Source organism: Vibrio sp. 1CM2L (genome assembly GCF_023161695.1).
GTDB lineage: Bacteria > Pseudomonadota > Gammaproteobacteria > Enterobacterales > Vibrionaceae > Vibrio > Vibrio coralliirubri.
In genome coordinates this window covers 95,413-105,613 of the sequence record NZ_JALNTT010000007.1, presented here as the reverse complement: position 1 = coordinate 105,613, position 10,201 = coordinate 95,413, and the positions used below count along the sequence as shown (strand labels likewise).

Sequence of the window (10,201 nt, the reverse complement as noted above, 5' to 3'; positions counted from 1 at the left end):
AAAAGCAAAAGGCTTGAACTCTTAGAGTCCAAGCCTTTTTTGTATCTATAGGGTTTGAAATTTTACAGCCAGAGGCTTTTTACAAGCGCGGCGGCTTTACTTCTAGACTTTGATTAAAGCGCAGCAACTTGTGGGCGAACACCTAATGTGTGGCAAAGTGCGTAAGTCATTTCTGCACGGTTTAGCGTGTAGAAGTGGAAGTCTTTCACACCTTCGCGGCTCAGTGTACGAACCATATCAATTGCTTGGCTAGCACCAACAAGCTGACGAGTCGTTGGATCATCATCCAAGCCTTCAAACTGCTTCGCCATCCAACCCGGTACTTTTACGTTGTTCATCGCAGCAAAGCGAGACGCTTGCTTGAAGTTAGAAACTGGCAGAATGCCCGGTACAATCTCAACATCAACACCAGCCGCTACACAACGGTCACGAAAACGTAGGTAGCTCTCTACATCAAAGAAGAACTGAGTGATGGCACGGTTAGCACCGGCATCCACTTTACGTTTTAGGTTAATAAGATCCGATTGAGCGCTTTTTGCTTCAGGGTGAACCTCTGGGAATGCCGCTACTGAGATATCAAAGTCGTGACGAGATTTAAGCAGCTCAACTAGGTCAGATGCGTACATCTCTGGCGCGCCGCCGCCTGCTGGAATGTCACCACGCAGAGCAACGATGCTCTCGATACCATTTGCCCAGTAATCGTCGGCGATTTGAATCAGCTCCTCGCGGCTAGCATCAATACACGTTAGGTGTGGCGCTGCTACTAGACCGGTTTGGTTTTTGATTTCTTTAATGATTGAGTGGGTACGATCACGTTCACCCGAGTTTGCACCGTAGGTTACTGATACAAATTTTGGTTGAAGTGTTTTAAGACGGTGAACAGAATTCCACAGGGTCTCTTCCATCTTCTCACTGCTTGGTGGAAAAAACTCAAATGACACATTGATGTTGTCAGAAAGCTCAGCGATATTCTGATTTAAAGCGTCGATATGACTAGCGTGTGTGTATCCCATCTTACTCTCCCTGTGGCAAAAGCGACCACTAAAATCTCAAATCCTTAAACGACGTTTAGACGTCTATATGTCTGTAGAATGTATTGAATACGATTTAATGTCAACAGATCCATTATGAATTTTTCTCAAGTAGATCGTGAGTAAAACTCAAGTAGTTAGATGACTCGCAAAGCAGAAATAATGTAGAAAAAAGGCTGAAAAACACATCGTGCTTTCAGCCTTATTTATCTTAGTGAATAGTATGCTATTTACGTACTAAAACAATTGATCTAAGTATTAAACCAACCGTTCTGAGTATCAGAACAGACTAGACATTCTGTTTAGGTCCGACTGAATTGCACCCGCCGTTACTTCACGACCTGCACCCGGGCCACGAATAACCAATGGATTATCTTTGTACCATTTGCTCTCAATCGCAAAGATGTTATCGCAAGGCAGTAAGTTCGCTAGGGCGTGTTCTTTAGATAGGGCTTCAACGCCTACCGTTGCCTTACCATTCTTCTCTAAACGCGCTACGTAACGCAGTACCTTCTGTTGAGAGTGCGCTTTCTCTAAACGCTCAGCCAACTCTTCGCTTAACACAGAAGCCTTATCAAAGAAGTCATCTACCGACAGATCTTGCAACTCTTCAGGTACCAATGATTCCACTTTTACGTTTTCAGGCTCGATGTCTAAACCCGATTCACGCGCCAGAATCACCAGCTTACGCATTACGTCTGAACCATCGAGGTCAGCACGTGGGTCTGGTTCAGTCAGGCCTTGTTGCCACGCTAAGTCAACCAACTCACTGAATGGCACGGTGCCATCAAACTGTTGGAACAACCAAGACAACGTACCCGAGAAAATACCTGACAACGCAATAATGTCATCGCCACTTTCACGCAAGTCACGTACCGTGTGGTTAATCGGTAGACCTGCACCCACTGTCGCGTTGTACAACCAGTGACGGCTGATCTTCGCGAAGGCATCTTGCACCTGATGGTAGTACTCGCTTGACGCAGAGCCGGCCACCTTGTTAGCCGAAATCAGATGAATACCTTGTTGCGCGATTTGCAGATATTTTGCCGCAAGCACTGGGCTCGCAGTCACATCGAGAACCACTGCTTCGTCATAACCTTGAATAGAGCCTAAACGCTCTAACCAGTCGTTACCATTGTTGGCAATCGCTTCGTCGTCAAAGCGCTTACCTACCGAAGTCGCATCAATACCTTGGTCGTCGAACCAATAAGTTTGGCTATCAACCACCGCAACCAATTCAAAGTTCATTCCACGACGCTTTTCGAGTTCCGCTTTTTGCTCAGCAAACAGGCTTAACCAGCTTGAACCAATGTTGCCCTTACCACACAAAACAATCGCAACACGCTTCTGCGCTTGGAATAGTTGAGAGTGAATACCTTTCACTAAGCTTGAGGTTTCACTCTTACGAATCACAGCCACTAAGCTCAAGCCAGAGTTAGCTTCTGAGATGAACTCAACTGGCGAGCTCTTAAGCTGCTGGTAGAAACCGTAACAATGGTTCGGGTTCTTAGTCACGCCAGCTCCTACGGCAGCAATCAAAGAGAAACCCTCTTTAAGCTTAATCTCAGCTTCAATCGCGTGATCTTGCAGATATTCTAATGCGCCACCAGCGATCTCTTCAGTGTAAGCAAGACGCAAACAGTGCTGATCCGGTTCTAGTTCATAAGCAAGAGGCTCAAGTTGAGCGCGCTTAAGTCCTTCAAGCACTTCGCTCTCTAGACGGTCGAAGTCATGGCCGTGACCAAACGTCAGCTGCACGATAAGCACTTCATCCAAAGAAGTAATGATTTTTGCACCGCGACCTGATGCGAGTACACGCTCTATCTGTGTAGAGCCGGCCTCTGGCTGATAGCTGCAGCGCAAGCTTAAGTCCATAGCACTTTGAGCGACGGGCTGTAGCGTTCGGCTGTGAAGCACTGGAGCCGCTAAACGAGCTAACTCACTCGCTTCATCAAGGCGAAGCAGAGGCAATAGACACGCATCCGAAACCAAACGAGGGTCAGCGCTGTATACACCAGCTACATCACTCCAAATCGTCACGCGTTCAACCTCAGCCAAAGCACCAATCACAGTTGCAGAGTAATCCGAACCGTTACGGCCAAGTAGTACCGTTTCACCCTCAGTGTTTTGAGCCATAAAGCCAGTAATCACGACACGGCAATGTGCATGCTGCGCCAAGGCTTCTTTAATCAGAGGATAAGAACGTGCGCGGTCAACTTCAGGTTGAGCACCCACTTCTGCACGCAAAAAGGCACGAGCATCTTGAGCTACCGCTTGTAAATCATGTTGGCACAACAAAGCGGCTAGCAGGCGTGAAGACCAAACCTCACCATGTCCTAGCACTTGTGCTTTTTGCGCTTCGCTTAGAGGAGCTGTTAGCTCACCCAAAGCGGTAAATTCTTGTTGAATGGTAGCCGTTAGCTGAGCCGCAGACTCACCTTCAAGCAGCGCTTCAATCAGCTCAAGTTGGAACTGACGAAGTGCTTGCAAACATTCGTGAGCGATACGACCATCTTTGTCGAGCGCTTCAACAAACTCAATCAAGCGGTTAGTGGTTTTACCCGCTGCCGATACCACGACCAAGTCAGTGGCTGATGAGTATTCTCTAAGAATGTTGACCACGCGTTGGTAACACTCAGGATTCGCTAAGCTGCTGCCACCAAATTTATGTAGCTGGCGAAAGGTTGCCATTATTAACCCTCCCCTTCAGCGATAAAGCCTTGTGTCTTTTCAAACGCTTGCTTAAGGTCATCAATCAAGTCTTCAGCATCTTCAAGGCCAACAGAAAGGCGCAGTAACTGTTGAGAAACGCCCGCTTCTGCCAGTGCTTCTTCGCCCATCGCACGGTGAGTCATCGACGCAGGGTGGCAAATTAAGCTTTCTACACCGCCCAGTGATTCCGCCAAAGAGAACAGCTCTAATTTATCGACAAAGTACTTAAGCGCCTCGAATGAGCCTGCAAACTCAAAGCTCAGCATTGAGCCAAAGCCAGACTGCTGCTTCTTCGCGATATCATGACCCGGATGTTCAGGAAGGCTTGGGTGGTAAATCGTGCCGACGAGATCTTGTTGCTGCAGAGACGCCAAAATTTCACGTGAGCTTTCTTCGTGAACTCGCATACGCGCACCTAGCGTACGAATACCACGTAGAGTCATGTAGCTATCAAATGGTGTGCCGGTCGCACCAATACAGTTACCCCACCACGCTAGCTCTTCAGCGTGCTCTTCCGTTTTCGTGACGACAACGCCACCAATAACGTCCGAGTGTCCGTTGATGTACTTAGTGGTTGAGTGAATAACAAAATCCGCACCCAGCTCTAAAGGCTTTTGGAACACAGGAGTCAAAAACGTGTTGTCGACAGCAACCAGAGCACCAACCTCTTTCGCTTTACGACAAGTTTCTGCAATATCAACTACACGAACCAAAGGATTCGATGGTGTTTCAATTAAGATCAACTTTGGCTTAAGCGCGATCGCCGCATCCAGTGCCGCTTGATCCGATTGATCAACGAACAGAACTTTGAAGTCACCTTTCAGTGAGCGAGTGTTAAACAGACGGTAAGTACCGCCGTAGCAGTCGTGTGGTGCGATAATAAGATCATCGCCGCCTAAGAAAGCAGAAACCCATAAGTTTAGCGCCGAGGTGCCACAGTTAGTAACAACCGCGCCTTTGCCCGATTCAAGCTCAAACAGTGCCGTTTCTAATAAACCGCGGTTTGGGTTACCAGAACGGGTGTAATCGTACTTTGGCACTTCGCCAAAAGCGGGAAACCCATAGTTAGTCGAAAGATAAATAGGTGGGACAACGGCATGGTGTTGCGTGTCTGACTCGATACCAGTACGTACTGCGATTGTTGCTGGCTTCCGGCTGCTCATAGATGCTTCCTTACAAGTTTTGCGTCTGAGAATCACAGCTGCTTGTCGGCATTTTGCGGCTGTGTTAGATATATGTTATTCACTTTACTTTCATAAACGTGAGACGTCAACACTTCTAGACGTCTATATGTCTTTGCTTATGGCGGTAAATCCCGCTAAAATCACCACTATTAATTTATTCTAACAACTAAAGTGATGAAGGTACGCAATGGCCGACTGGAATGGTGAATACATAAGCCCATATGCTGAGCATGGAAAGAAAAGCGAACAAGTAAAGAAGATTACAGTTTCTATCCCTCTAAAAGTGTTAAAGGTTCTTACTGACGAGCGTACTCGCCGCCAGATTAACAACCTACGCCATGCAACAAACAGTGAGCTACTGTGCGAAGCCTTTCTACATGCGTACACAGGCCAACCACTACCAACGGATGAAGACCTTCGTAAAGACCGCCCAGACGATATTCCTGCTGAAGTGAAAAAGCTGATGACAGAGATGGGTATCGAGTTCGAAGCGTTTGACGAAGAATAAAAACAACTCAGTCACTGCCTTCAATATTGATTCGCTCTAGCTGAACCTTATTTATCACATCGCGCATTGTTTTTATGACTGTGCTGTGAATGATAGACATAAAAAAACCGACTCCAGATGAGTCGGTTTTTTATTATTCTTTTTCGCTCAATAGAGCAGTCGCTATAAAACTATAACAAGCTATTAAGCCATGTAGTTAGCAGGCATCTCGATACGAGCAACGCCAGATTCAACAGCCGCTTCTGCTACTGCTTTTGCTACGCGAGGAAGTAGACGTGGGTCCATTGGCTTAGGAATGATGTAGCCTTTACCAAATTCCAGTGCAGTCTCACCCGCCGCTGCTAGTACTTCAGCTGGAACTTCTTCTTTCGCCAGTTCACGAATCGCTTTAACCGCCGCTAGCTTCATTTCGTCATTGATTTCGCTTGCACGCACATCTAGCGCACCACGGAAAATGAATGGGAAACAAAGTACGTTGTTTACTTGGTTAGGGTAATCACTGCGGCCTGTACCCATGATAAGGTCAGAACGAACTTCGTGAGCAAGCTCTGGCTTGATCTCTGGATCTGGGTTTGAACATGCAAACACAACTGGCTTATCTGCCATTAGCGTCAGTGCTTCAGCTGGAAGCAGGTTAGGACCCGATACACCCAAGAACAGGTCAGCGCCTTCGATAACATCTTCAAGCGTGCGCTTATCGGTGTTGTTTGCGAACAGCTCTTTGTATTCATTTAGGTCGTCACGACGAGTGTGGATCACACCTTTACGGTCAAGCATGTAGATCTTCTCACGCTGAGCGCCACACTTAATCAGTAGTTCCATACATGCAACCGCTGCTGCGCCAGCACCTAGACAAACGATCTTACACTCTTCCAGTTTCTTACCTTGAAGCTCGATCGCGTTCAGCATACCTGCTGCTGTTACAATCGCAGTACCGTGTTGGTCATCGTGGAATACTGGTACATCACAACGCTCAATCAGACGACGTTCAATCTCAAAACAGTCTGGTGCTTTGATGTCTTCTAGGTTAATACCGCCGAATGTATCTGCAATGTTCGCAACTGTATCAACGAACTCATCGATTGTGCGGTGTTTTACTTCAATATCGATAGAATCTAAACCAGCAAAACGCTTAAACAGTAGCGCTTTACCTTCCATTACTGGTTTAGAAGCAATAGGACCAAGGTTACCTAGGCCAAGAATCGCAGTACCGTTAGAGATAACAGCAACCATGTTGCCTTTACCTGTGTACTTATAAACGTTATCAACGTTCTGTGCGATCTCGCGAACAGGCTCAGCCACGCCTGGGCTGTATGCAAGTGCTAGGTCTTCTGCAGAGTTTGCAGGCTTCGTCAGTTCTACGGCAATTTTGCCTGGAATCGGGAACTCATGATAATCAAGAGCTTGCTGACGGAATTGTTCTTGAGGCGATAATTCTTGAGAGGATTGAGCTTGGCTGCTGTCTTCAGACATAGGTGTAGGTTCCTAGGATATTATTATTTGGGGGATCTTGTTCATGTTAATGGATGTACTTCAAAGTTCCTAGGTGGTTGAAGCCTCTGTCTCATTAAAAAACGAGATTTCACTACTAATAAGACCAGTGAGCAGTTGAAATTACTATCGCTTGTTGAACTTTCATGCGGAATTTTGGTGATGAATGATAAGCAAGGAATTGCCCTGCAATAGAATAAAGAGGCAACTTATCGTTAGGTGGGATGGATACTTGAGTGGGAGTCAGTGATTTTACAAATTGCAGGCAACAAAAAAGGACACCGAAGTGTCCTTTTTATGTCTAAATAGCGAGAATTACTTCTTGCTAGAAAGAGCACCGAAACGCTTGTTGAAGCGATCAACACGGCCGCCAGTATCTACGATACGTTGCTTACCAGTGTAGAACGGGTGACATTTGTCACATACGTCTAGGTGGATTGATTCTTTTGCTAGCGTTGAGTTGAACTCAAATGTGTTGCCGCAAGAACAAGTAGCAGTAACTGCTTTGTATTCTGGGTGGATTCCAGCTTTCATGGGATAACCTCAAGTAGGCCGTGTCGCTATACGATTCTAAGCCGCACACCACACGTAGTTTAAAAAAGAAATAAAGACACCGCATTCGCACAAAAGAGTGACGAAGCCATACCTTTAAGGCGCAGTATAGTAATGAATCTATAAGGCAGGATCAACTGATTTGATACATTTTTCACCAATTGTGTCTTTATTTCCTTTTTAAACAGAAGCGTTGATTGAAATTTGGGGATGATAGCTGCCTTCATGCGTTAGCTTGCCCTCTCTCATTCAAACTGCTCCTCGAATTTAACCGCCTTATCCTTTAGACTATTCGCTCTCGTCAACTCAGATAAAGCCGTCCCTTTATGCGTCCAATGATTGCCCGTGTGGCACTGCCTGTTCCACTCGACAAGCAGTTCGATTACAAGATTCCAAACCACCTATTTCCGATTATTGGTGGACGAGTCTCTGTGCCTTTTGGACGACAAACCTTAACCGGAATAGTTACGGCTCTGGTTAACGAATCCGAATTCGAGCTAGACAAGCTCAAGCCAATTAAAGCGCTATTGGATAACCAACCGGTTTGGCCGGAATCTGTCTACTCACTATTAACGTGGTGCAGTCAGTTCTATCAATACCCGCTTGGTGAAACCCTTGCCAATGCCCTACCGAGTGCGTTACGCAAAGGCAAAGCGGCAGACTTCGCGACACTGGTCGAGTGGCAATTGACGCCGTCAGGCAGAGATCAGCTGATGCAAGGCTTTGGTCGCGCCGTCAAACAAGCCAAAGTGATGCATATGCTTGAGCACGGCCCCGTTCCTCATCAAGAGTTCATTGATGAAGAGGTTGGCAGTGCAGTACTCAAAACGCTAGAAGAAAAAGGCTGGATTGAATCGGTAGAGAAAAAGCCGAAACGCCAACCTTGGCCTGAAGATCTTGAGAACGACCAAGACAAGCCAAAACTCAATGCAGAGCAAGCCATCGCGATTGCGACCGTCAATAGCCAGACCGATTTCGGCTGCTTCTTATTAGAGGGCGTGACAGGCTCAGGTAAGACAGAGGTCTACCTGAATATGATCAAGCCGATACTCGATAAGGGTAAACAGGCATTGGTCTTGGTACCTGAGATCGGCCTTACTCCACAAACCATCAATCGCTTTAAGCGACGCTTTAATGTGCCTGTTGAAGTTATCCACTCTGGTTTAAACGATTCTGAGCGACTGAATGCGTGGTTATCGGCGCGCGATAAAATAGCGGGCATCGTGATTGGCACCCGTTCCGCTCTGTTCACACCGTTTGCGAATTTAGGCATCATCATTGTCGATGAAGAGCACGATGCCTCTTATAAACAGCAAGACAGCCTGCGCTACCATGCTCGTGATGTGGCGATCATGCGAGCTCATAAAGCGCAGATTCCGGTTGTGTTAGGGTCAGCAACACCCGCTTTTGAAACGCTGCATAACGCTCAGATAGGCAAGTACAGTTATCTCACCCTTACTTCACGTGCGGGGGTCGCTTTGCCGACCACCAATAAAGTGTTGGATGTGAAAGGCGAATATCTGGAAAGTGGTTTATCGGCGTCACTCATTGCAGAAATGCAACGACATCTGAAAGCAGGCAACCAAGTGATGTTGTTCCTCAATCGCCGTGGGTTCTCTCCGGCATTAATGTGTCACGACTGTGGTTGGACAGCCGAGTGTAAACGTTGCGATGCCTACTACACCTATCACCAATACAGCAACGAAATGCGCTGTCACCATTGTGGCTCGCAACAGCATATTGTGCATAACTGCCAAGGCTGTGGATCAGCAAACTTGGTCACGGTCGGTGTAGGTACCGAACAATTGGAAGCGCAGCTTGGTCAATTATTCCCAGAATACAAAACCATTCGTATTGACCGCGACAGCACTCGCCGTAAAGGTAGCCTAGAGAGCGCGCTTGAATCGATTCGCAAAGGTGAATACCAGATTCTTATCGGCACCCAGATGTTAGCTAAAGGCCACCACTTCCCTGACGTGACACTCGTGGCGTTATTGGATGTCGATGGCTCTTTATACAGCAGTGATTTCCGAGCCTCAGAACGTCTTGCTCAGCTGTTTATTCAAGTGGCAGGTCGTGCAGGCCGTGCGAGTAAGCCTGGTGAGGTGATCTTACAAACCCATCACCCAGAGCACGGATTACTGCAAGCACTGCTGCACAAAGACTATAACCACTTTGCTCAAACGGCCTTAGCAGAGCGTAAACAGGCGATGCTGCCTCCTTACACCTTTATGACGCTGTTCAGAGCAGAAGCGAACGACACACGCTTGGTGGAAGAGTTCTTACGTCAGGTTCGTCATACATTGGAATCACACCCACTGTTTGACCAATATTGCATGGTGTTGGGGCCAACTCCTGCGCCACTGGCGAAGCGAGCAGGTAAATCTCGCTGGCAGCTGATCTTGCAAACCCAAACTCGTTCATTGATGCAGAAGCTATTAATGAGCGCGAAGCCGGCAATCAATATGTTACCCGCTGCGAAAAAAGTCCGTTGGTCACTAGATATCGAGCCGCAAGATTTAAGCTAAACCCACGCGGGTTAAAACTAATGATAAGTTTGTTCACAAATATTTCATATTTCTCGTGAGCAACTTCACACTAGTCATGTGATTTTTGTTAATCTAGCCGTAACTTTACACGGATTAAACGAATAAAATATTGCAATAAAAAAAGTGTTAGCAACACTTTCACAATATCTATCCGATTACATTTATTATTCACGC

The 10,201-nt window shown here is 46.7% G+C and carries 7 protein-coding genes; 2 read left to right on the top strand and 5 right to left on the bottom strand.

Annotation, left to right across the window (positions count from 1 at the left end; translation table 11 throughout):
- Positions 1–113: 113 nt before the first annotated feature.
- The 3 genes from metF to MSG34_RS19765 form a co-directional block, all read right to left on the bottom strand.
- The gene (metF, locus tag MSG34_RS19775) at positions 114–1,013 is read right to left on the bottom strand and encodes a methylenetetrahydrofolate reductase (RefSeq protein WP_004729683.1); all 900 of its coding nucleotides are present in this window, start codon (positions 1,011–1,013) and stop codon (positions 114–116) included.
- A 297-nt stretch (positions 1,014–1,310) separates the two neighbouring features.
- Positions 1,311–3,722 (bottom strand): bifunctional aspartate kinase/homoserine dehydrogenase II, encoded by a 2,412-nt coding sequence (locus MSG34_RS19770; protein WP_248339156.1) that lies wholly within the window; start codon positions 3,720–3,722, stop codon positions 1,311–1,313.
- A 2-nt stretch (positions 3,723–3,724) separates the two neighbouring features.
- Positions 3,725–4,906, bottom strand: a complete 1,182-nt coding sequence (locus tag MSG34_RS19765) for an O-succinylhomoserine (thiol)-lyase (RefSeq protein WP_017632080.1) — start codon at positions 4,904–4,906, stop codon at positions 3,725–3,727.
- A gap of 208 nt (positions 4,907–5,114) precedes the next feature.
- On the opposite strand from MSG34_RS19765, the gene metJ reads away from it, so the two are divergent.
- Positions 5,115–5,435, top strand: coding sequence for a met regulon transcriptional regulator MetJ (metJ, locus tag MSG34_RS19760; RefSeq protein WP_004415993.1), 321 nt, complete (start codon positions 5,115–5,117; stop codon positions 5,433–5,435).
- Positions 5,436–5,618: 183 nt separating this feature from the next.
- On the opposite strand, the gene MSG34_RS19755 is transcribed toward metJ, so the two are convergent.
- Both MSG34_RS19755 and rpmE read right to left on the bottom strand, forming a co-directional pair.
- Positions 5,619–6,908, bottom strand: a complete 1,290-nt coding sequence (locus MSG34_RS19755) for a malic enzyme-like NAD(P)-binding protein (RefSeq protein WP_048663011.1) — start codon at positions 6,906–6,908, stop codon at positions 5,619–5,621.
- A gap of 333 nt (positions 6,909–7,241) precedes the next feature.
- Complete coding sequence (gene rpmE, locus MSG34_RS19750) at positions 7,242–7,460, bottom strand: 50S ribosomal protein L31 (RefSeq protein ID WP_004737142.1); 219 nt, start codon at positions 7,458–7,460, stop codon at positions 7,242–7,244.
- 344 nt (positions 7,461–7,804) lie between these two features.
- On the opposite strand from rpmE, the gene priA reads away from it, so the two are divergent.
- Entirely contained in the window at positions 7,805–10,006 is a 2,202-nt protein-coding gene (gene priA / locus MSG34_RS19745; protein ID WP_248339155.1) for a primosomal protein N', read from the top strand.
- Positions 10,007–10,201: the final 195 nt, after the last annotated feature.